The sequence below is a fragment of the Asticcacaulis aquihabitans genome, from assembly GCF_032490435.1.
Taxonomy (GTDB): Bacteria; Pseudomonadota; Alphaproteobacteria; order Caulobacterales; family Caulobacteraceae; genus Asticcacaulis.
The window spans coordinates 858,050-879,668 of the sequence record NZ_JAVGWM010000002.1 but is presented as its reverse complement, the minus strand read 5'-3'; the positions used below and the strand labels follow the sequence as shown (position 1 = coordinate 879,668).

General features: G+C 57.8%; 17 protein-coding genes. 4 read left to right on the top strand and 13 right to left on the bottom strand.

From position 1 onward, the window contains the following. Window position 1: 1 nt before the first annotated feature. From kduD to RCJ00_RS10375, 7 genes are all read right to left on the bottom strand, one after another. The gene (gene kduD / locus RCJ00_RS10405) at window positions 2-760 is read right to left on the bottom strand and encodes a 2-dehydro-3-deoxy-D-gluconate 5-dehydrogenase KduD (RefSeq protein ID WP_316221804.1); all 759 of its coding nucleotides are present in this window, start codon (window positions 758-760) and stop codon (window positions 2-4) included. A 98-nt stretch (window positions 761-858) separates the two neighbouring features. After that, the gene (kduI, locus tag RCJ00_RS10400; protein ID WP_316221803.1) at window positions 859-1,725 is read right to left on the bottom strand and encodes a 5-dehydro-4-deoxy-D-glucuronate isomerase; all 867 of its coding nucleotides are present in this window, start codon (window positions 1,723-1,725) and stop codon (window positions 859-861) included. Window positions 1,726-2,021: 296 nt separating this feature from the next. Beyond that, window positions 2,022-4,124: a TonB-dependent receptor gene (locus RCJ00_RS10395; RefSeq protein ID WP_316221802.1), complete on the bottom strand. Its 2,103-nt coding sequence runs from the start codon at window positions 4,122-4,124 to the stop codon at window positions 2,022-2,024. Between the two features lie 215 nt (window positions 4,125-4,339). Then, window positions 4,340-6,007 carry a GH39 family glycosyl hydrolase gene (locus RCJ00_RS10390; protein ID WP_316221801.1) on the bottom strand — a complete coding sequence of 556 codons (1,668 nt, stop codon included), beginning with the start codon at window positions 6,005-6,007 and terminating at the stop codon, window positions 4,340-4,342. A 17-nt stretch (window positions 6,008-6,024) separates the two neighbouring features. Then, window positions 6,025-7,593 (bottom strand): alpha-N-arabinofuranosidase, encoded by a 1,569-nt coding sequence (locus RCJ00_RS10385; RefSeq protein ID WP_316221800.1) that lies wholly within the window; start codon window positions 7,591-7,593, stop codon window positions 6,025-6,027. 7 nt (window positions 7,594-7,600) lie between these two features. After that, on the bottom strand, window positions 7,601-9,937 hold the full coding sequence (locus RCJ00_RS10380; protein ID WP_316221799.1) for a beta-L-arabinofuranosidase domain-containing protein: 2,337 nt from the start codon (window positions 9,935-9,937) through the stop codon (window positions 7,601-7,603). Window positions 9,938-10,118: 181 nt separating this feature from the next. Beyond that, window positions 10,119-11,906 (bottom strand): glycoside hydrolase family 15 protein, encoded by a 1,788-nt coding sequence (locus tag RCJ00_RS10375; RefSeq protein ID WP_316221798.1) that lies wholly within the window; start codon window positions 11,904-11,906, stop codon window positions 10,119-10,121. Window positions 11,907-12,254: 348 nt separating this feature from the next. On the opposite strand from RCJ00_RS10375, the gene otsB reads away from it, so the two are divergent. Further along, entirely contained in the window at window positions 12,255-13,028 is a 774-nt protein-coding gene (gene otsB, locus RCJ00_RS10370) for a trehalose-phosphatase (protein ID WP_316221797.1), read from the top strand. Further along, a complete protein-coding gene (otsA, locus tag RCJ00_RS10365) occupies window positions 13,025-14,449 on the top strand; it encodes an alpha,alpha-trehalose-phosphate synthase (UDP-forming) (RefSeq protein WP_316221796.1) in 1,425 nt (474 codons plus the stop codon). The genes otsB and otsA overlap by 4 nt, the downstream gene beginning before the upstream one ends. An 87-nt stretch (window positions 14,450-14,536) precedes the next feature. Here the strand turns inward: otsA and RCJ00_RS10360 are convergent, their stop codons facing one another. Further along, complete coding sequence (locus RCJ00_RS10360) at window positions 14,537-14,731, bottom strand: hypothetical protein (RefSeq protein WP_316221795.1); 195 nt, start codon at window positions 14,729-14,731, stop codon at window positions 14,537-14,539. Between the two features lie 227 nt (window positions 14,732-14,958). On the opposite strand from RCJ00_RS10360, the gene RCJ00_RS10355 reads away from it, so the two are divergent. Beyond that, on the top strand, window positions 14,959-16,575 hold the full coding sequence (locus RCJ00_RS10355; protein ID WP_316221794.1) for a family 43 glycosylhydrolase: 1,617 nt from the start codon (window positions 14,959-14,961) through the stop codon (window positions 16,573-16,575). A 63-nt stretch (window positions 16,576-16,638) separates the two neighbouring features. Here the strand turns inward: RCJ00_RS10355 and RCJ00_RS10350 are convergent, their stop codons facing one another. The 4 genes from RCJ00_RS10350 to RCJ00_RS10335 all read right to left on the bottom strand — a co-directional run bounded on the left by RCJ00_RS10350 (window position 16,639) and on the right by RCJ00_RS10335 (window position 19,503). Then, window positions 16,639-16,884 (bottom strand): hypothetical protein, encoded by a 246-nt coding sequence (locus tag RCJ00_RS10350; protein WP_316221793.1) that lies wholly within the window; start codon window positions 16,882-16,884, stop codon window positions 16,639-16,641. A gap of 86 nt (window positions 16,885-16,970) precedes the next feature. After that, window positions 16,971-17,375, bottom strand: a complete 405-nt coding sequence (locus RCJ00_RS10345; RefSeq protein ID WP_316221792.1) for a helix-turn-helix domain-containing protein — start codon at window positions 17,373-17,375, stop codon at window positions 16,971-16,973. 343 nt (window positions 17,376-17,718) lie between these two features. Then, on the bottom strand, window positions 17,719-18,549 hold the full coding sequence (locus tag RCJ00_RS10340; protein ID WP_316221791.1) for a universal stress protein: 831 nt from the start codon (window positions 18,547-18,549) through the stop codon (window positions 17,719-17,721). 198 nt (window positions 18,550-18,747) lie between these two features. Further along, on the bottom strand, window positions 18,748-19,503 hold the full coding sequence (locus RCJ00_RS10335; RefSeq protein WP_316221790.1) for a Crp/Fnr family transcriptional regulator: 756 nt from the start codon (window positions 19,501-19,503) through the stop codon (window positions 18,748-18,750). Window positions 19,504-19,752: 249 nt separating this feature from the next. Here RCJ00_RS10335 and RCJ00_RS10330 point away from each other — a divergent pair, with 249 nt between their 5' ends. Continuing rightward, window positions 19,753-19,932 carry a hypothetical protein gene (locus tag RCJ00_RS10330; protein WP_316221789.1) on the top strand — a complete coding sequence of 60 codons (180 nt, stop codon included), beginning with the start codon at window positions 19,753-19,755 and terminating at the stop codon, window positions 19,930-19,932. 585 nt (window positions 19,933-20,517) lie between these two features. Here the strand turns inward: RCJ00_RS10330 and RCJ00_RS10325 are convergent. Next, a complete protein-coding gene (locus RCJ00_RS10325) occupies window positions 20,518-21,273 on the bottom strand; it encodes an SDR family oxidoreductase (RefSeq protein ID WP_316221788.1) in 756 nt (251 codons plus the stop codon). Window positions 21,274-21,619: the final 346 nt, after the last annotated feature.

Sequence of the window (21,619 nt, the reverse complement as noted above, 5' to 3'; positions counted from 1 at the left end):
CTTAGCGCGCCAGCCAGCCGCCATCGACCGGGATAATGGCGCCGTTGACATAGTCCGATGCCCGTGAGGCCAGGAATACGGCCGTACCGCCCAAATCCGCCGGATCGCCCCAACGGTTGGCCGGAATGCGGTCGAGGATGGCCTTTTCACGGACTTCATCGGCGCGGATCTGCGCCGTGTTGTCAGTCGCCATATAGCCCGGCGCGATGGCGTTGGTATTGATGCCCTTTGAGGCCCACTCATTGGCGAGCAAGCGGGTAATGCCGGCAATGCCCGATTTCGAAGCCGTGTAGGACGGCACACGGATGCCACCCTGGAAGGACAACATGGAGGCAATATTGATGATCTTGCCGTAGCCCTGGGTAATAAAGTGACGGCCGGCGGCCTGGGCCATGAAGAAGGCGGACTTGATATTGACGTTCATCACGTCGTCCCAATCCTTTTCCGAGAAATCGACCGCGTCGGCGCGGCGGATCAGACCGGCATTGTTAACCAGGATGTCCAGGCGGCCAAGGCCAGCCAGGGACTCCGCCAAAATGCGATCGACCGGCTCAACCGACATCAGGTTCGCTTCGATATTGATGAAACGACGACCGAGCGCCGTCACCTTCTCGCCGGTTTCAGTGGCAGGCACGATACCGGCGGCGGCGATGTCGGCGCCGGCTTCGGCCAGAGCCAGAGCGATGCCCTGGCCCAGCCCGGTATTGGCTCCGGTCACGAGGGCGACCTTTCCGGTCAGATCAAACATGGAGTTGGACATAGAATTTTCCCCGTTTCTTGAGGATCGGTACAACCCGATCCGAAACTTTTCTTGTGAATGAACGGTTCCGTCTCAAATCAGACGGATACCCAGGCCAGCTAGGCCAATTGGCAGATATCGAGCACCTTCATGTCGGTATAGTCGAGGTTTTCCCCGCCCATGGCCCAAATGAAGGCATAGTTGCTGGTGCCCGCGCCCATATGGATCGACCACGGCGGGGAGACGACCGCTTCGTTGTTCTGCATGACGATATGGCGCGCATTGTCAGGCTCGCCCATAAAATGGAAAACACGATCGTTTTCACCCAAATCGAAGTAGAAATAGACTTCGGAGCGACGGTCATGGAGGTGCGGCGGCATGGTGTTCCATACCGAACCCGGCGCCAGAATGGTAAGACCGAGCAGAAGTTGGCAGGATTTGGCGGTCGTCGGTACGATGTACTGATAGATGACGCGCTGATTGGAGGTCTCCAGCGCGCCGCGTTCCAGCGGCACGGCCTGATCGATAGAAATCTTTACCGTTTCATAGCGCGCATGCGCCGGCGTCGAGGTCAGATAGAAGAGGGCGGGGTTGGCGGCGTCATCGGATGCAAACAGCACCTCGGCCGTGCCCATGGGAATATAGAGCCCATCCTTTTGCGCCAGGCTGTAATCGACACCATCAACCTTTACCGTGCCGGCACCGCCACCGACATTGATGACGCCAAGCTCACGACGCTCCAGGAACGGATGGCCTGCGGCGGACGCCGGCTCGGTCTGATCCGGCAGCTTGATTGTCATATTGACCGGCGCGACGCCACCGATAACGAAGCGCTCGAAGTGCGTATAGTGCAGCACCACAGCGTCCGGCGTAAACAGGCCGGTCATCAGATACTTATCGCGCAAAGCCTGATTATCGGCGCCCGCCATCATGTCCGGATGCGTGGCGTGCAAGGTCTTGGCGAAAATGGAGTGGGTGTTACACATGGTGGTTTCCAAGCTGTGAAGTCAGATTTGTCCCATGTGTAGCAATCTATGACACCGGTATCAATAGCAAATTGTATTTGCCGGAGATTAGTCCTAACTATATGAAAATATGGGTTTAATATCAATTTCTGACAATCAGAGCCGGAACTTGCCGCAAAAAGTCCTGATTGAGGCTTGTCGCGCCTTTTCGGGTGAGAACAGGCGAGATGGACACTTCCGCTTATTCACTTGCTTTTTGCAATGAGGTGTATTGAGGCGGCTCGGCCTGTTGCATCTGCAGACCCCACGTCGTCTCGCTATTGCCCGGTATTGCCGAAGCTGCGGGCAATGCCGATCATGATCGCTGGCCGCTCCTTGCGACTAACCGTGCGGGAGTCACCTTCCGGGGTGACGAAAATATCTGTCTGTTTCGACGTGTTTAACAGGTCGAAGGCCCGCACCGACGCCGTCCATTTTGCCGTCAGCTTATGACGGTAGGTCATGTCGAGCCGGTAGTAGCCAGTCTTGTAGCCTTGCAATGCCACGCCGCGCCCTTCGCCACTGAGAGTCAACTGGATCCAATCCTTTGGTCGCGGCTTGTAGTCGATGATGGCATTTCCGGAGTAGGTCACATTTTGTCGGCGCAAGGTCTCTCCGCCGACCATACCGGCCACTTCGCTGTCAAACAGGTTCAGGTTAAGTGAGTAATCCAGCTTTTTCATAAGCTTGCCCTTGGCCGTAAGCTCCAGTCCGGCGGCGCGCGACTGGTCCGCATTGACGACCGTCTGGATGACAACCTGGTCCGCCGTCACCCGGCGCGTATCGGTCTGCGGGTTTTTATTCACCCGGTAGTATAGGCTGCCATTCGAGCTGAACCCCTTGTCGGCAAACTCATAGCCGATTTCATAGGAATCCGTATCCTGGGAGACCAGGTTGGGGTTGCCCTCGTACGCGTACAGGCGTGACCAGTATATGCGTCGTGGATTGAGCTGGAAGACATCCGGGCGCTGTGTGCGGTGGCTGTAACTGGCGACCAGCTTGGTCGTATCCGACAGGTCGCGGTTCATGTTGAGCGATGGCAGAAAACGCAGATCGTTACGTTTGACGGCGCCGGCGTCCCACGTATCGGCCTCGATCCTCAGGCCAGGCATGACAACCCAGCGGCCAAGCGGCGTCTGCCAGGTGACATAGCCGGCCAAGTTCTGGCGGCTGTATGAGAAGGCGGTATCGATATCGGCTTCGCCCGGAACGATGGCTGCGATATTTTCGGAACGGCTGCGTGCATCACTGCCGTTTTGCTCAGCCTGAAAACCGGCCGTCAGGCGCGAGGTGCCGAACGGGCGCTCATAGTCGCCCTTAATGGTCAGGCTGCTATCGCGCCCGTTATTCAGGTAGGTGTAGGCTTGATCGGCCTGCGACGGTACGGTGTGGCTCAACCTGTGCGTTGAGCTTTCCTGGGATTGGCTGCTGCCATAGGTGATGTCGAGGTCGAAGTGCTCGTCTTTGATCGCGCCCGTATGCGTGTAATGGGCCGTAATCTCGCCGCCCTCGCCGCGATCTGGGTTGACTGTGGATTCGGCGTGATCGTCCAGCACACCGGACAGGTCGGTGATCAAAACAGTTCCCGCATCCTTCGATAAGGCTCGCGGCCTATAATGGTTGCCACTGAGTTGCAGACGGTCCTTTGGGCTTAGATCGTAAGCGATGGACGCACTTTCATAGGACGATCGGGGCGACGTCGTTGACCGGCCCGCGCCTGTGGTGGTTTCCAGCCCAGATGTGGTCTGCCAGTGTTGCCTTCCGTCGGTTCTGGTGACCGTCAGCTCGCGGTTGACGCCTACGGACGCATTGGCTGTCCAGCGCCCGGTTTTGTAACTGACATTGGCATTGGCGCTGTAACGACCGTCATCATCGCCACGCACGCTCCAAATGCCGTTCAGGCCGTCCTTGCGTTTCTTTTTAAGAACAAGGTTGATGATGCCGCCGCTGCCGTCCGAGGAAAACTGGGCCGACGGGTTGGTCATGACCTCGATATGGTCGATGTCTGAGGCCTGAAGATTGTTCAACACACCCGGGCGAGCTTCGACGCCATCAACCAGAACCTTGACCTGGCTGTTGCCACGCAGAGCGATGCGGCCGCGCGGATCGACCGTCACAGACGGGATGCGCGCCAAGACGTCATTTGCCGAGCTGAAGGCCGCGTCCGGGCGGGCGGCGACATCATAAACCCGGCGGTCGATTTTGTTTGTTACAGAGGATTTACGCGCGGTGACAACAATAACCGGGGTCTCGTCAGTGGCCTTATCCGTCTTGGTTGAGGGCGCCTGCACCGGCGTTGCGGCCGGCGGCTCCGTCGCCTGGACAAGGACCGCCGCAGGACTGGCGGCAAGCACCGGCACAAAGACAGACAGTACACTCACCCCTATTGCCCCCACAGCTGTTAATCGTCGCACTAAGCGCACCCGGTGGGCACCTACGCCCCAGAGCCCACATGTACGCGCCGCCACCCAAGGCTGTATGCCTTCACCAGATGTGAAGCCCTGTCAAGATTGGCGACCGACTTCACCCAAGATGTGAACGACACCCAAGCTTGGCATAGAAAATAAATAGGAGGCTGGAATCTTTGTGTTCTGGATTATTTTTGCGGCGTCACAACGATCAGGGCCACACCTTGGCGTGGCAAGTCCAGATCAAGGGTTATTACGCCTTTTTGGATCCGGGCGGGCGCGAGAGGGATGCCAACCAACTCACTTGCCTTCTGCAATTCAGCGTATTGGGCATTGGTGGGCGCGAGCGGTTCTCCCATGGCCTTCCAGGCGGTGAAGCTGTTGCTGTGATGGCTGTCCACGCGATATTGCGTCACCACTGCACCCTTCGCGAAGGCCTTGGGCAGGCCCGCCAAATCTATGTGAATATCGGCATCCGGACCTGCCAGATCGTCATCATGATAGTGCCAGACCAGAATGCTGATCTGACGACCGTCGAAACTGGCGATAGACCCAATGTCAGGGGCGCCCCTCACGCCCGATGTCAAAACCGCATCGAGCGGCGCCTGATGATCGGAAACGTCCAGAATTTGGTCGCCATCCATCATGGCGAACATCTTGAAAACATTGGCAACAGGCAGGTTTAGTCCATTGCTGGCCAATTGTCGGAAACCGGCGAAATAGCGCTGATCCTCGAACTCGAACGCCCAGGTTAGGGCGCCTTCCAAGTGCGCGCCGCGCCGTTTAGCCAGAGCCATCAAGCGGGGAAAGCTGGCCGCCGTGTAGCTGGAATACATGGTCCCGTTACGGTAGGCGTTGGCCGGCCCCTGGCAGGCGGCGCAGCCTTCCGGATCGGACTCGCCGATTACGATCGGTTTCGATTTGAAAGTAGAATTGGCGGCGATGGTGGCGAACCCTTGGTCCGCCGTCTGCAAATGCACATTCAGCCCCATCTGGACGTGTCCGCCATTGGCATCGTCTATGAATTTCGGCGCGCCCTTGGCATGGAAGGAGATAAAGTCGGCCGGCGTACCGGCTTGCGTGACGTGATCCATGAAGGCGTTCAACCACTGTGGATTTGAGCCTGCCATATCAGGGCCGCCGACACGCGCATTGGGCAGGGCGCGGCGAATGGACCGCACCGTGGTATCGTGCAACCTGAAGAATTCCTCACGCGTGCCGCCCCAGTAGAAATCGAGATTGGGCTCGTTCCAGGTTTCCCAGTACCAGGTCTCGACCTCCGCCTGACCGTAGCGGTCTACGCAGTGCCTGACCCATTGATACATAAGCTCTTCCCACTTGCCATAATCCTTGGGCGGATAGGCAACGCCACTCTTGATCCCCGCATAATCGAGGCCTGGCCGCCATTCGTGACGATAGGGTTGCGGATGACTGGACAGGGCCTCAGGCATGAAGCCGGCCTGGACGTAGGGGCGCACGCCGCGGGCCAGGTAAGTGTCGAAAATATGATCGACAATCGTCCAGCTATAGACGGGATTGCCGTTGGCATCTTCGGTGTAGATGTTGGTGGAGCCCCATTTCAGCGCGGGCGTGCCGTCTCCCGTGGTCAGCAGGTTATGAGTGCGGAAATAGACCTGCCGGGGCTTCAAGGCGCCCAATGTCGTCAGCAGGCGCTGGCCATCCTTCATGGTGGCATAATTGGGCTCATCGGCGCCGAAGAAACGCCAGATCGGGTCAAGCCGGCCTTCAGTCTTGCTGGCGTCAACCTGGATATGGACCGGAAAAGTCTCGGCCAGGGCAGGGGAGGCGATAAGCGCTACCGCGCATGCCAGCCCCGCAAAATAACGAACTGACATGCGCGATATCCTTTGCCTTAGTCGAGCGACACGACGACAACGGACTTGGCCGGAATGTCGAGAGTCAGTTGATTGCCTTTGATCTTGCCACCCGTATAGGCGACCGGCGCGACGACGGCCTTGCCGCCGATTGGATTGGCGGCATCCATCTTCTCAGCCGTCAGGACCTGACCGGTGACATTTTTGACTTTCAGGCCGCCGATATCGACCGTCAGAACCAACGAGTCGTTCGGATCCATGTTGGAAATACCGATATAGGTCTTTCCGTCCTTACCCTTGGCCGCCGAAGCGTTGAAGGCAGGTAAGGTCTTGTCACCGATCGTATAGGTCGGGGCCGTCACGTCAAAGGGCAGGGCTGTCGCGTCCTGGAACGGCACGTACATCTTGTAGGCATAGTAGGTCGGCGTCAGGGCGATCTTGTCGCCTTGGGTCAGGATCATGGCCTGCAGGACGTTGATCGTCTGGGCGATAGCGGTAAGGCGCACGCGGTCGGCATGATGATGGAAGATATTGAAATTGGCGGCGGCAAGCACACCGTCACGCAAGGTATTCAATTGGTAGAGGTGGCCCGGATTGGTGCCGGCTTCGACATCATACCAGGTGCCCCACTCGTCGACATAAAGGCCAATTTTCTTTTGTGGGTCGGCGGCGTCCATGACGGCGATATGCTTTTGCAGCAGATCTTCCATCCGCAGGGTTTGGTCGAACGTGTTGGCCCAGTCCTGTTGCGAGAAGCCGGTCGCCGCGCCCTTCTTGTCCCAATTGCCGGTCGGCAGGGTGTAGTAATGGAGGGAAATCGCATCCATCCGGTTGCCAATGTTCTTCATCAGCACCTCTGTCCACTTTGTGTCGAAGGCATTGGCCCCCGAGGCGACACGTATCGCGCTATTGTCGCTGTTCTTGTGGAAGAACTCCTGGAAGCGGCGATATTCGTTGGAATAATATTCCGGCGTCATCGCACCGCCGCAGCCCCAGCTTTCATTGCCGATGCCGATTACCGGCACCTTGAACGGCTTGTCGCGACCGTTCTTGCGGCGCTCCTGGGCCAGGGTGTCGTCACCCGGCGAGGTCATATATTCGATCCACTCACGCATCTCGGTGGGATTGGAAGATCCGACATTGACCGATACATAAGGATCGGCGCCAACCTGTTCGGCGAAGTCCATGAACTCATGCGTGCCGAAGGCGTTGCTTTCCGGCGATCCACCCCACCAGTTGTTTTTCCGTGACGGGCGATCCTTGCGGGGGCCGACGCCGTCCCGCCAGTGATATTCATCAGCAAAGCAGCCGCCGGGCCAGCGAATGACAGGCACGTGGATATCCTTCAGCGCCGTGACCACATCGGTGCGGATGCCGCGCACATTGGGGATCGCTGATCCTTCGCCGACCCAGACACCGTCATAGATGCCGCGGCCGAGATGTTCGGAAAACTGGCCGTAAATGTAGCGGCTGATTTGCGGACCGGGTTGGTCGGCCTTCAGGGTCGCGGTGGCGGTCAATGTCTTGGCGTCGATGGCGGGCGCAAACAACAGGGTTGTCGCGGCAGCGATGACGGCCAAGACGCTGGAGGCAGTGTGTTTCAACATATAGTCCTCAGACGGTTTGGGTGGCGGATTTTAGGAGGCGGCACTCGTAGACGGTTGCCCACTGGAACTGGGGCGCGGCGAAGCGCACAGTGATATGGCTTTTACCGCGTGTAAGCGCGTCGGGCAGGGCGTAGGATTTTACTTGAACCTGCGAGGACGGCTCGCCCGGAAGCGTTTCGGTGACCAGCGGTTGCCCGTCGATCAGAATAGGGATGCTGCGTTTGTGGTCGGCGCCATTATAGGTAACCATCAGGGTCAGCGGTCCCGGCGCGGCACGCATATCGAACTGGAACGCGCCATTGACCATGCGGCCGCGCATATTGATATGGGTGATCACGGCTGTCGACTCGTCACCCTTGAAGTTGTGATCGGTTTCGGGCTGCTGTTCGCCCAGTCGGATGACGTCGACCGTGCGCGCCTCGATATCTGCCTTGGTCTGGGCCTCAGCCTTGTAGGCAGCCTCGGCGGCTGGCCATTCTGCGGCGGTAAAGCGGCGGAAATACACCGCCGTGCGGTTATGATGCTGATCGAAATAGGGGCGCAGAACCAACGGCTTCGGATAGCTTCTGTCGGCGGCCGTGAAGGTCTGCATGCCATTCAGCGCAGGAGCGAGGATATCGCGATCACTGTCGGCAATGATGACGGGATCGATACCGGCCCACGGCGCGTTCGTCGGGCCAAGGTCCGCCGCCAGAACCAAAGGACCGTTCAGGAAGGCTATAAGACGCGGATCGTCCGGCATGGCCTCGACGTGGACCGCCATAGGCAAGCGCAGGGTCAAGACGTCGCCCGGCTTGGCCTTGACGATCAGGTAACCGTCCTTGGGCGGCGCGCTCTCCAGCTTGCCATTTATCTTCAATTCCGGCGCCGCGCACCATGAAGGCACACGCAGGCCAAGCTCCACCGGTTTGCCCGTCACGCGAAGGATGACGCTGTCCTGGTAAGGAAAGCCCGTCTCCATATCGATCCGAACGCCTTTCTCAGTCCAGTCAAGCGACGAGGCGTAGAAGAGGTTGACGAGCACGCGGTCGCCTGACGGCCCGGAGGCCCGCCAGTAGATACTTTCACCATGCTTGGCATGGCTTTCCATGCCCGAACCGACGCAGCACCAAAAATCGTTTTCCGGGGTCGAATGCTTGCGTCCGAAGCCGGAAGCCAGAGGCGAAAAATAGGAGACCATGCCGGTGGCCGGGTCCTGTTGCGACATAATGTGGTTGAGGTGGGCGCGCTCGAAATAATCGAAGTAACGCGCGTCTCCGCTCCAGCCATAGAGGTGCCGGGTGAGGCGCAGCATATTATAGGTGTTGCAGGCTTCACAGGTTTGCTGGCCCAGGCGGTTGGCCAGCTTGCGCGGTTCGCCGAAATGCTCGAAATTGGAGTTACCACCGATGACATAGGAATGGTCCTGGGTGACCGTCTCCCAGAAGAAAAGCGCCGCCTTGGCGTGCTTGGGATCGCCGGTCAGTTCGTAAAGGCGCGCCAGCCCAATAACCTTGGGTATCTGGGTGTTGGCGTGCTTGCCGGCCAGTTCGTCGCGGCCCTCGGTAATCGGATCAAGCACCGCCTTGTGGCGAATGCGCTGCGCCAAGGTCAGCCAGCGCGGATTTTGCGTACGGGCATAAAGCTCGGCGTAGGATTCGTTCAGACCGCCATGCTCTGCCATCAGGATCTTCTGAACCTGATCGTCGGAAAGGCCTTCGAGGATTTTACCCAGATAGTCGCCCAGCCCGATCGCCACCGTCAGGGCGTCGGCATTGCCGGTCAAGGCGTGGGTATCGAGAACCCCGGCGAAGACCTTATGATAGGTGTAAAGGGGCACCCAACCGCCATTCAGATCGAAGCCGGAGGTGCGGATGTCGCCCTTGCGCAGTTCTTCGTAAATGATCTTGCCGTCCACCGTCTTGCCATCACGATCGACCGTTGTGCCGCCGGCATAGCCATCGCCATGCGCCGCCTGTATGACCTGGAGTTCCTTGACGATATAGGCCGTGCGCGCCCGGCAGGCGTCATTGCCGGTTTGCGCGAACATCAAGGAACAGGCGCTGAGATAATGCCCGAGACTATGACCGGCGATGCCACGCGCTTCCCAACCGCCATAAACTTCGCCCTTAGGCGGCAAGCCTGCGGATACGTGGAAATTGTGCAGGAACCGGTCAGGCGACAACGCCAGGAGATAGTCCTGATTGGCCATGACGGCCGTATCGAAGATCGATGCTTTCAGGCGAACGGCGCTGAGTGGAAAAGCCGATATACGAGACGCCGCAGGTGCTGCCTGCGCGCATGTGGCGGTGACGCCGAGCGCAGAAGCGGCGGCAAGCGCCTGACGTCGTGACAAGCTGAGCATTATTCCACCCTGGAGAATTGCCGACCTTTGGTGCCGGACATTATTGTAAGACAATATACACAGTCAAGGGATGGGTCAAGGGGCATTTGTCGGACAATATGCACAGTTAGTGGGCAGCCGAAAGGTATTTGTCCGACAAATATTGCAGCGACTCACTCTGTAGCGAATTAAGCTTCGCAGTTTAGCGTATGGCGGTCCAGGATCGGCTGAGCAAAGCCGCACAGGTGATCAGACCGACAAGCGAATAGGTTTGTGGAAAATTGCCCCACAACTCGCCAGTGTCGACCTTCACATCTTCCGACAGCAGGCCAGACGCGGTGCGCCGCTTCAGCATGGCTTCGAACAGATCGCGCGCCTCGTCGGTACGCCCCATGAGGTGAAGCGCCTCGATGTACCAAAAGGTGCAGAAGTTGAACGCCGTTTCGGGTTCACCAAAATCGTCGGGCTCAATATAGCGGTAGAGATTGTCACCCTTGCGCAATTGCCGCTCAACCTCGGCGAAGGTCGCCACGCAGCGCGGATCGTCGGGCGGCAAAAAGCCGAGCTCGAACAGTTGCAGCAGGCTGGCGTCGACTTCCTCGCCTTCAAACGAGCCGGCGAAATACCCGCCCTTTTCATTCCAGGCCCGGGTTTCGATGCTGTGGCGGATGATCCGAGCGCGGTCGGTCCAGAAAACGCTGCGGTCCGGGAGGTCCAGGGCAGCCGCGGCATTACCCAGACGGTCGCACGCCGCCCAGCACAACAGGGCGGAGTAGGTGTGCACGCGCGCCTTGGTACGGAATTCCCACAGGCCGGCGTCGGGCTGGTCATGCATGGCGAACGCCCGCTCCCCGACCCGCTCCATGGCATGAAAATCCTCGATCGTGCCGGGACGCAGGAAGCGCTGGTCGAAAAAAGACTGCGTCAACGGCAGGATCATCTGGCCGTAAACGTCGTGCTGGAAATGTTCATAGGCCTGGTTGCCGACACGGACTGGCCCCATGCCGCGATAGCCGTGCATGTCGGGCGCGATCCATTCGGTCAAGGCCGCGTCCATGGAGACACTATATAGCGGTTGGACATGGCCACCCGCCGACATGTCTGTCAGGTTACGCAGATAGACCAGATAGCTTTCCAGCATATCGGCCGCGCCCAGCCGGTTCAGGGCGCGCACGACATAATAGGCATCGCGTATCCAGCAATAGCGATAGTCCCAGTTGCGCTGGCTGCCTGGGGCCTCGGGGATCGAGGTCGTCATGGCCGCAACAATGGCGCCCGTTTCCTCGTAAGCACACAGTTTCAGCGTAATGGCGGCCCGGATAACCGCCTCCTGCCATTCGAGCGGCAGATAGAGGGTGCGCACCCACTTTTGCCAATAGGCCGTCGTGGCCCGTAACATATGCTCACAATCGGCCAAGACATCGTTTGGGTAGGGCTCGTCTGGGCCGAGATGAAAGCCCAAGGTGCCTTCCAAACGGAAACTGCGACCGTTTCGAACGTAGGTGAGGGGCGCATTGGTCGTCAAACGCATCGTTTCGGCGCCGCAGTCATACCGGATATGGCTGGAGCCTGAGGTGGCCGTCGCATGGTCACGGCCCCAGTTTCCAGTCGGTGTCAGCCGGATCTTCACACGCGGTGCACCACTCAGCGGTCGAATGATGCGGTAAAAAGCCCAGGGGCGGAAGGTGCGATTGAGGTGATGCATGCGCGGCGCGAAGTCGATGACTTCAAGTGCGTTGCCGTGCCGGTCGCGCATGACGGTGCGCAGAATCGGCGTGTTACGGATATAGGCCTGCTCTATCGTCGCCTCGTCTTCTATATCGACGGACCACAGGCCTGCGTCTTCGCCGGCGGCGGGTGTGAGCAGGGCGGAAAAGACGGGCTCCCCGTCAACGCGTGGGCAGCAGGCCCAGACATAGCGGCCGCGCTGATCGATGAGGGCGGTTGCGGCGCAATTGCCAATAGGGGACAGGTCGAGCGAAGCAGTCATGGGGAAATCTCCGACAATAACGCATGAACATAGGGAACTGTTCACGAAATTCGCTAAAATCGATCACAGAAACGCGAGGCGGATTGAAAATAGAATATTGCAGGTGCTAAGTTGATATCTGGATGTCAAATTAACCTCAATATTGAAATATGATCTTTATTGATTTTTTATTTTTATACGTAGCCTGATAAATCTCAATAGATATTGGCAATTTGTCATAAATAGGGCTGCGGGATACTCATGACAATCTGTGTTCAGTGATCTGTTCACTGCGTTAGACCCGATGTGAAGTGGAGTGGTGAGAATGACTTGTGTTGCATTGCGATGTAATATGGCTGGTCAGAACGCATGACGGTGGACAGCTTGGCCTCACGCGACGTCGTGCTGGAACTGGATAACCTATCCCTGTTTCTCGATCTCGACGGCACCCTGGCACCGATCGCACCGCTACCCGAAGGCGTTGGGCCGGACCCGGTGCGCAATAGGGTGCTGACCCGCCTGTCGAATCGACTCGAAGGCCGGTTGGCGGTCGTGTCCGGTCGCTCCATCGCCGACGTCGATCGCATCCTGGAAGGCGCCGTCGCCTGCGTGGCGGGTAGCCACGGTCTGCAGCGCCGCAACGCCAGGGGAGACGTCTCGGCGGTTCCGCCGCATCCGGCCTTGATGACTGCCGTTGCAGACATCCAGGCCCTGAGCGTAGAGAACCCCAATCTTAGGGTCGAACTGAAACCGCTCAGCGTCGCCTTGCACTACCGCGGCGATCCACGGGCTGAAGCGGATGTGCAGGCCGCCGCCCTCGATATCGCCCGCCGAACGGGGCTCAAGCTACAATTGGGCCAAATGGTTGTCGAACTCTGCACCCTGGGCGCGGACAAGGGACATGCGGTCGACGCTTTCCTCTCCGAAACCCCTTTCCATGGCGCCATTCCCGTTTTTGTCGGGGATGACCTGACGGACGAGGATGGCTTTCGCGCCGCCGACGCGGCCGCCGGATACGGGGTTCTGGTCGGTCGCCCCCGGTCCAGCCGCGCACGCTTTCGCCTTGATGATACCGACGCCGTCCTGGCCTGGCTGGACCGCGGCCTTGAAACCGGCCACCTTATTCTGGAGTATCCCCTTTGAGCCGTCTGATCGTCGTTTCCAATCGTGTCAATCCGCCCGCCGACTCTGGCGTTGGCACGGCCGGTGGCCTGGCCATGGCCCTGGCCGCCGCCCTGCGGGAAGACAAGGGGCTGTGGTTCGGATGGAGCGGCCAGACGGTCGAACAATACACCGGTCAGATGTCGATGCAGAAGGTCGGCGGCGTCACCGTCGCTCTGCTCGATCTCGAAGAGCAGGACCAGCAGGAATATTACAACGGCTACGCCAACCGCACCCTGTGGCCGCTGTTTCATTACCGGCCGGACCTGGTCAGTTACGAACGCAGTTTCGATGAGGGCTATGAACGGGTCAATACCCGCTTTGCCGAGACCTTGCTGCCTTTGATCGGCCCGGACGACCTGATCTGGGTACAGGACTATCACCTCATTCCATTGGCGCGGGAGTTGCGCAAGCGCGGCGTAAAAAACCGTATCGGCTTCTTCCTGCATATTCCGTGGCCGGCCCGCCGTATCCTATCGACCCTGCCGCGTCACGCCGAGTTGGTCGAGGCCATGTTCAGCTATGATCTGATCGGTTTTCAGACCGAGGACGACGTGGAAGCGTTCACCGACTACGCCGTCCACGACGCTCAGGCCGTCCTGTCGAAAGACGGGGTGGTCCATGCCTGGGGGCAGGCGGCCCACGTCAAGGCGTTCCCCATAGGGATTGACGCCGACGACTTCGCGGAAACGCTGAAAAGTGAACGGGCCGAGCTCTTTCATCGCACCATGCTGAAAAGTCAGGGCGGGCGAAAAATGCTCTTGGGCGTCGACCGGCTCGACTATTCCAAGGGGCTGGAGGAGCGCTTCACCGCCTATGAAACCCTTCTGGCTAATAATCCCGGCATGCATGGACACCTGTTCCTGCTACAGATCGCGACGCGGTCACGCGACGAGGTCGATGCCTATCAGGATCTGCGTGCGCGTCTTGATAATCTGTCGGGTAAGATCAACGGCGCCTATGCCACGATCGACTGGGTGCCACTGCGCTACGTCAACCGCCCCTACCGACGTGACGAATTGGCAGGTATCTATCGTGCCGCCGACATCGGCCTGGTCACGCCTTTGCGCGACGGCATGAATCTGGTCGCAAAGGAATATGTCGCCGCCCAAGACCCGAGCAATCCGGGCGTGCTCGTGCTGTCACAGTTCGCCGGCGCTGCGGAAACGATGAAGGACGCCCTGATCGTCAATCCGCTGAGCCGCGAAGACGTGTCGGAAGCCATTCATCGCGGACTGACCATGCCCTTGGCGGAACGAAAACGTCGTTGGGAATCCCTGTTCCACAATGTGCAGACGAATGATGTCGGACGGTGGCGTGACGATTTTGTTGCCTGCCTTAAGGCGGCGGATTTGCACCCGACCGAAGACACTGACCTGACGCCATTGGCCGTTGGCGAGTAGAGTAGGGGGCTTTCAAGCCGCGAGTTGGCCTTTAGGCGCGCGCGTTAAATTCAGCGCATCGATCTGATCACGGGTTAAATTTTAATTCTAACCCAGCGCCGCCGGGACATATTTGGCAGCCAGCGCCGGCAGCAGATAGGCACATTCGATCAGGAGTATCGAATACATGGTCCCCAGTACTGGCCGGCCGCCACGGAAGTTGTGCACAATACCCGCTACGAGCGGTCCGCTGATTGGTCCGAGCAGAAAATAGGGGGCGAGACGCTTGATACGGGCCAGCACGGACGAACTCCTGAATACGCCTCCATGTAATCAGAATTCCGAACGACCGGCAACAATTATTAACAAAAGATTAAACATAATATGATGTTACGAATATGGTGAGCCGTGGTATCAAATCCAGCGTTCTAGTTTGACCGTTTCTTGGCCGTAGCGGCTTTGGTTACTCTGCGGGCGAATGAACCTGTACACGTGCGTCTTTTTGTTGAATCGCTTTGCCGGAAAAGAATATGAGTAACTCAAATCGTCGCGATGCCATTAAGTCCATGAGCTTGGGCGCCTTGCTATTGGGAGGACCGGCGAAGGCGTGGGCAGCACCGGACGCAGCGACAGAAGCGGCGCCCATAACATGGGCGAAAGGTGTTGAGGGCCAGCGCAGGGCGGACTTAGGCAATGGTACCTTCCTGAACCCGATCATGGCCGGCGACCACCCGGATCCATCCATCCTGAAGGACGGGGACGACTACTATATGACGTTTTCCACCTTCGACGCCTATCCTGGCCTGATCATTTGGCATTCGACCGATCTGGTAAACTGGCAGCCGATAGGCCCCGCGCTCACACAGAATATCGGATCGGTCTGGGCACCGGAACTGTGTAAGCACAAGGGGCGGTTCTTTCTCTATATTCCAACCAAGAAAACCAGCGCGGCGGGCAGCAAGACAACTTCATGGGTCATTTGGGCCGACGATATCAAGGGGCCGTGGTCGATGCCCATCGATCTCGACTTGCCAAACCACATCGATCCAGGCCACGCCGTCGGGGAAGACGGATCGCGCTGGCTGTTCCTGTCCGGTGGCGACAGGGTGCGCCTGTCCGAAGACGGATTGCGACGCGTCAGCGAACCCGAACATGTCTATGACCCTTGGCATTATCCCGAAGACTGGGATGTCGAAGGATTTTCACCTGAAGGGCCAAAGGTCACGCGCCACGGCAACTATTTTTATCTGATCCTGGCCGTCGGGGGTACCGCCGGACCACCGACCGGGCATATGGTTATCGCCGCCCGCTCACCGTCTATCAACGGCCCTTGGGAGCAACACCCCCGCAATCCCCTTGTCCGGACCACCTCCATCAAGGAAAAATGGTGGTCGCGCGGTCACGCCACCCTGGTCGAAGGGCCGGCGGGAGACTGGTGGGGTATCTATCACGGGTATGAAAACGGCTATTGGACGCTCGGCCGCCAAACCCTTCTGGCGCCGGTGACCTGGTCAAAAGATGGCTGGTTCGATTTTGGCGGCGGCGACCTCTCACTGCCGATCCGAAAGCCCAAGGCGGGCCCGCCACAGCCGCACGGCTTAGCCCTATCCGATGACTTCAAGACCGACAAATACGGCACACAGTGGAACTTCTTCAATCCGACGCCGACCGAATCAGGCCGTGTCCGACGCCAAGACGGCGTTATGCATCTGGCGGCGGCGGGGGAGGCGCCCAGCAGCGGCGCGCCGCTCGTCTTCGTGACCGGCGATCAGGCCTACGAAATTGAATGTGAGATCGACATTGATCCGGACGCGCGGGCGGGACTGCTTCTGTTCTACGACCAGCAGTTATATTGCGGCCTGGGCTTTGGTGAAAAAGCGTTTGTCACGCACCAGTACGGTATAGAGCGGGGCCGTCCCGCCAACCCGTATGGACGACGGATGCATATGCGGCTGAGAAACGATCACCATATTGTCAGTTTTCATACCTCCGCCGACGGTCAGGTCTGGAAGCGATTCGACCGAGGCATGGAAGTGTCCGGCTACCATCACAATGTGCGTGGCGGATTTCTGATGCTCAAACCGGGGCTATATGCGGCAGGTCAGGGCGAAGCGCGGTTTAAGAACTTCAAATACCGGGCACTCTGATGAGCGGGCGCACGCGACCCAACTGACCTGTACGGCGCCGGAACAGCCTAACGGCCCGGCCACCTACAGATGGATCGCCGCCGGGGCCGAATATTGCGTTGACAGGCCCAATGCGCGGGCTTCCTGCATGCTGAGCAGGTGCACGATATCAGGAACCGGTTCCGAGATGAAGAACGCGCGGCCGTCAATGTCATAACTATGGCCGCCGACATGAAACACGGCCGGATTGACGCGATCCTTGCGAACTTGCTGGGGCGCGTCGAGTTCGCGGAGCATAACCCACGCACTGTCATATAATCTTATACCCATGGCAGGTTTATACTCCCAAAGTCATCGCATCGTCTACCCGTTTAACCGCACAAGATGCCAAATGATAGCCCCGTCGCCATCAGACCCTAGTCTTCGCCCGCCAGGGATTTGATCAGTTCCACAATCTTGCGCCGGTGTCGCGGGGAGCGGATGCGAGGAAAGGCTTCGGCGAGTTCAATCCCTTCTTCCGTCGCCAAAAACCCTTGTCCTGCCGGCTCAAAGGCTGGACCTTGCCCGCCGCTGCCGGCATTTGTGTCAGAGTATCCGTCGAAAAACGATATAATGGGGACATGCAGGACATGCGCAATTTGATAAAGCTTGGATGCGCTGATCCGGTTTGTTCCGCGTTCGTATTTTTGAATTTGCTGGAACGTCAGATTGATTTGTTTAGCAAGATCGCCCTGACTCATACCGAGAAACTTGCGGCGGACACGGATATAGGTACCAACATGCACATCGACAGGGTTGGGCTGCTTATCGTCGAAAGCCATTTACTCACTTTACTCCAAATTTAACAGGCCTGTGTGCGCGTGAAGCGTGTTACAGGCCATAGCCAATACAGTCATAACGCGCATTCATGTTTCGCTTGTGGCAGTCGCTAAACCATATGTGACGGCCCTGAAATATGCGCGGAGTCCGACCGTTCATTGCCGGACACATGGGCATGACACCGCGGACGAATTACAATCGTAAGTATTACATCATAGGTTCAGTGCGACGATATCGCAGGCCTTGCCGCAGGTCAGGCGGCACGCCGGTCGGTGGTTAAAATTTTGTCTTCAGGTGGCTTTAAGACTAGATGGGGACAGGTGATCCGCGCCCCAGAATGTCCTGCTAATGCGATAGCAAAATGGGCATAGCGCTATGCTTGAGAATCTGGTTCGTCGCACCGCCCAGAAGCATTTGACCAATGTGACTGTGGCCATACGCTCCCATAACAATATATTCTGCCTGAAAGGCCAGGGCCTTGCGCAGTATCGTTTCCGGTACGCTTTCTGCATCGGATTCGATACGCGCGACGTGCGCGGGCAGGCTATGAAGGTCTAACCAGTGTGCGATATCGTCGAAACGGTTGAAATCCGACGACGCCTTTGGGTTGCGAATACATATGACCTGAATTTGCTTAGCGTTGCGAAGAAGCGGCAGGGCATTGTAGAGGGCACGAGTCGCCGGCAAACTGCCGTCCCAAGCGATCACTGCCCCTGCCTCGTAAGTTGGCGTAGCCACGACCCCGTCCTGCTCAGGAACAACCAAAACGGGACGGGCCGTATCGAAAAGTCCACAAAGTATGCCGCTCAGGTCGGCGTGCGCGTCGGCCCGTTCTCGGGCAATCACAATCAGATCGGCTAGGCGGCCTGCGGCGGGAATGCAATCTTTTGCCCGAGCCGTGACGGGGCAAAAGACTGCCTGGGCAATAGGGGCGGCTGTTCCGAGACAATCCCTTCGGCAAAAGGGGATTCCATGTGCTTTAGCGGCGGCCATGACTTCGTCTTGAGCCAAATTGCGCCGAGCGTCATTACCTTGAGCTATCGATTCCCCTACATCCATATCGCCTGAGATGGCCAGCCCGTAGAGCGCCAAGCTGTAAGGTTCCGAATAGATGTCAAGGGCGGCCGAGATATGCAGAAATCGGGCTTCGGCAGTAAACTGACGGGCCAATGTCATGACAGTATTTAGCGCGTTACGCTCAAACGGCGCCCCACCATAAATGCAAAGAATGGACCTGAATGACATCAGCCTGCCTCCTGACACAATGCAGAGCGTATCACGTAACGGCGGAATGCAATTTGATTGATATCAAAGCACATCATGCGGCCATCGCACCTCACAGCCTTCATACTGGCCTATATTAGGCACAGGAGATCACTTGCGCGAAACATCACGAAAACACTCGGCCTGAGAGAGGGCGGTATGCGTCGGACAATCACCGGCGATCGAGCAGGTATCGCAGACAAAATGGCTAACCTTGTTCAAGCTTGTGAAGGAGACACGGTTGCCAACCACCAAAATACCTGCGTCTTTCAACTTATGGAGCGTCCTGGAAAATGTGGCGAGTTCCATGCGCAGGCGCGAGGCGATAAGCGTTTTGGAATAGGGCAGATCGAACCCCTTCGGATCAAAGTCATACAGCACACAAAGACCCTGAAGATAACACGCAACCATTTGCGTGGCAGACATGGTTGACTGATGTTCAGCTTCCAGACGCGCTTCATTCAGACGCTCAGCCAATCCCTGAAGGAGGCGCGGCGCAAGGCGGTGAAAGTCGTCAAGATTTTCACGTAGCCACCGGATCGGCACTTCGAGGACCAAGGCGTCGTCAACAATCCGCGCACTGGACAAATGCGTATCCCGTGGCTCCAACACCTCTTCAGCATTCACGCAGTCCCCAGCAATAAGGATGTCGATCGTGGATTCGCGGCCATCCGGCGTTTCCCGAAAAAGTTGAATGGTGCCGCGGCACAAGACCTTGAAGCTGCGTACAGGCTCGCCATGCAGGAACAGATAGGTGCCCCTGTCGCATTTGCGCAGATGACTATGCGCCGCCAACAATTCTACCTGCTGCGGCGAAAGGTCGCCGAACAGCGGCAGCGTACGCATGGCGTTTAGGTGTGCGTTCATCAATTCCTCTGGCTTCAATGCATGCCTAACCGACCAGAATATGGTTTTGGCGCATCCGTTTCATAGATCGCATGCCGGTTTGCCGTCACCCTGCAGGCGGAAAAAGACACTAAACCTCCGTTCATTTCCACCGCCTCCAACAGGATGAATTAGCGACTGTGGCAACGATTTTCAATCCAGTTGATCCAGGTCAAACGGGCACGAACCAACAAAGTGTACATAGTGCAGGTAACCGAAATGGAGATTAACATGCTGACGCCGGAACCGCGACAGTTGATTTTCGAACGGGAAGTGGGCGGGGTTGAAGGTGAGTTGACGATCATCTGCCATCCTGCCGACAAAAAGACTCAGGCCGCGCCCAAGGGCGATATGGCGCCGCCTGAACTGTCTCCCGACCAGGCGTATATCTGTGACCACGCGACGGACTGACAAGATCCGCGTCAGCTCTAAAGAGAGACCTTTGTCATGACCGCAAACCTAGCCCAAACCGAAACTTGCTATCCTGACTCATCTACGGCCTTCACCGCGCCCGAGACGCGACAGGTGCAGCCCGTCCCCATCCACATTCGCATCGAAAGGGTACGCCTAGATCTCGTACTATCGCCATCCGGCGCGGGCTTCAAAGCAAATTCCGAGAGCAAGTGGATGTGGGCGACATCCACGGTCTTGGGCACTCCCCTCGGCTTTATAACGCTAAATCAGAGAGGGGCAGGGGCGGGCGGTGAAATATATTTTGGTCCGCAACTCGAATTCGCCTGCCGCCGGGACGACGCGCACGCGCGGTTTATCCCGGAAGCAATCATCGGTCTTATCGACTGGCTTCGTGTTCACGATATATGCATGGCGTTGTACGCGGAGCACTCAAGGGCGGATGAACAGCTGGCCACATGGCTCGTAAGCGCAGGTTTCCTGTACACAGGATGCCATAGCGCCGACGGCAAGCGTCAAATGATCTGCCTGATATGATCCGTAAGCTGACGGGGCCGGCGAAAACGGAGGGGCGGTATCCTGACTTTAGCCAACGGCGGAATACCCATTGTCGACATGGATGACCTGCCCGGTAATACCGGAAGCTGCCGGTGAAACCATAAAGGCGGCGACGTTGCCGATTTGCTCGAGCGTCACAGCCTGACGCAAGGGGATACGCATCACGTCCTCCTGCATCATCTCGTCGAAACGCTGGGGATGAGGGGCAATGCGACTTCTGACAGGGCCAGGAGACAGGGCATTGACTCGGATGTCATTTGTGCCGAGCTCCCACGCAAGATAGCGAACACTGGCCTCCAAGGCGGCCTTGGCAAGACCCATGAGATTATAATGGGGCATTACCTTTTCCGCGCCGTAGTAGCTCATGGTCAACATCGCCCCCCCGTTTGGCATGAGAAGGCGGGCCCGTTTCGCAAGTCGAATGAACGAATGACAGGAGACGTCCAGCGCACTTGCGAACCCGTCCATCGAGGAGTCAGTCAAATTGCCCAGCAAATCTTTTTCTGGCGCGAATGCAATAGAATGTATGAGAAAGTCGAGGCGGCCCCACTCTTTTTGGATGCGGTCAAATACGGCCTCCATTTGCCGGTCATCGATTACGTCAAGCGTCATGAGGTGCGATGCGCCTATTTGGGCAGCCAATCGTTCCGCCGCCACCCTCTGGTCGTCCTGACATGTTATGAAGAGGTCCGCGCCGGATCGATGAATGGCCTCGGCACAGCCCCAGGCAAGGGAGCCTTCGTTGGCAACCCCGACAATAAGTCCTTTGACGCGATCGCTCATGATATTGTCCTCCTTGTAAAATATGATCGTGAAGCCCGACGCCATTTTGACGACCTTTTGGGTCGCCATGAACCTGGCTTATTGCCAGTCCACAGAAGCGCTCGCGGGCATTACTGAGCATGCCACCGGCCAGCCAATCCTCTAGGCGAGACGATCGACGGCTGGACCTACCGGTCAGGCTGGCCTGTGGGCGGGCGTCCCGTCGAAATTGCAAACCAATTCTGTCACGAGCCACCAGCTAACGATTTGACTTGGGACAATTTTCTAATTTTCTTCATGGCTTAACCGCGCTTATGCCGAAAAACGGGCCATGCATTGAAAAAACAGCCTCATGAAGAAAGCGTAA

Excerpts from the sequence above, each read along its gene's own strand:
- RCJ00_RS10375 (WP_316221798.1), bottom strand. The coding sequence starts at position 11,906 with ATGACTGCTTCGCTCGACCTGTCCCCTATTGGCAATTGCGCCGCAACC.
- RCJ00_RS10325 (WP_316221788.1), bottom strand. The coding sequence starts at position 21,273 with ATGAGCGATCGCGTCAAAGGACTTATTGTCGGGGTTGCCAACGAAGGC.
- RCJ00_RS10350 (WP_316221793.1), bottom strand. The coding sequence starts at position 16,884 with ATGGGTATAAGATTATATGACAGTGCGTGGGTTATGCTCCGCGAACTC.
- kduI (WP_316221803.1), bottom strand. The coding sequence starts at position 1,725 with ATGTGTAACACCCACTCCATTTTCGCCAAGACCTTGCACGCCACGCAT.
- RCJ00_RS10390 (WP_316221801.1), bottom strand. The coding sequence starts at position 6,007 with ATGTCAGTTCGTTATTTTGCGGGGCTGGCATGCGCGGTAGCGCTTATC.
- RCJ00_RS10385 (WP_316221800.1), bottom strand. The coding sequence starts at position 7,593 with ATGTTGAAACACACTGCCTCCAGCGTCTTGGCCGTCATCGCTGCCGCG.
- RCJ00_RS10345 (WP_316221792.1), bottom strand. The coding sequence starts at position 17,375 with ATGGCTTTCGACGATAAGCAGCCCAACCCTGTCGATGTGCATGTTGGT.
- RCJ00_RS10330 (WP_316221789.1), top strand. The coding sequence starts at position 19,753 with ATGCTGACGCCGGAACCGCGACAGTTGATTTTCGAACGGGAAGTGGGC.
- RCJ00_RS10335 (WP_316221790.1), bottom strand. The coding sequence starts at position 19,503 with ATGAACGCACACCTAAACGCCATGCGTACGCTGCCGCTGTTCGGCGAC.
- RCJ00_RS10340 (WP_316221791.1), bottom strand. The coding sequence starts at position 18,549 with ATGACATTGGCCCGTCAGTTTACTGCCGAAGCCCGATTTCTGCATATC.
- RCJ00_RS10355 (WP_316221794.1), top strand. The coding sequence starts at position 14,959 with ATGAGTAACTCAAATCGTCGCGATGCCATTAAGTCCATGAGCTTGGGC.
- RCJ00_RS10380 (WP_316221799.1), bottom strand. The coding sequence starts at position 9,937 with ATGCTCAGCTTGTCACGACGTCAGGCGCTTGCCGCCGCTTCTGCGCTC.
- kduD (WP_316221804.1), bottom strand. The coding sequence starts at position 760 with ATGTCCAACTCCATGTTTGATCTGACCGGAAAGGTCGCCCTCGTGACC.
- otsB (WP_316221797.1), top strand. The coding sequence starts at position 12,255 with ATGACGGTGGACAGCTTGGCCTCACGCGACGTCGTGCTGGAACTGGAT.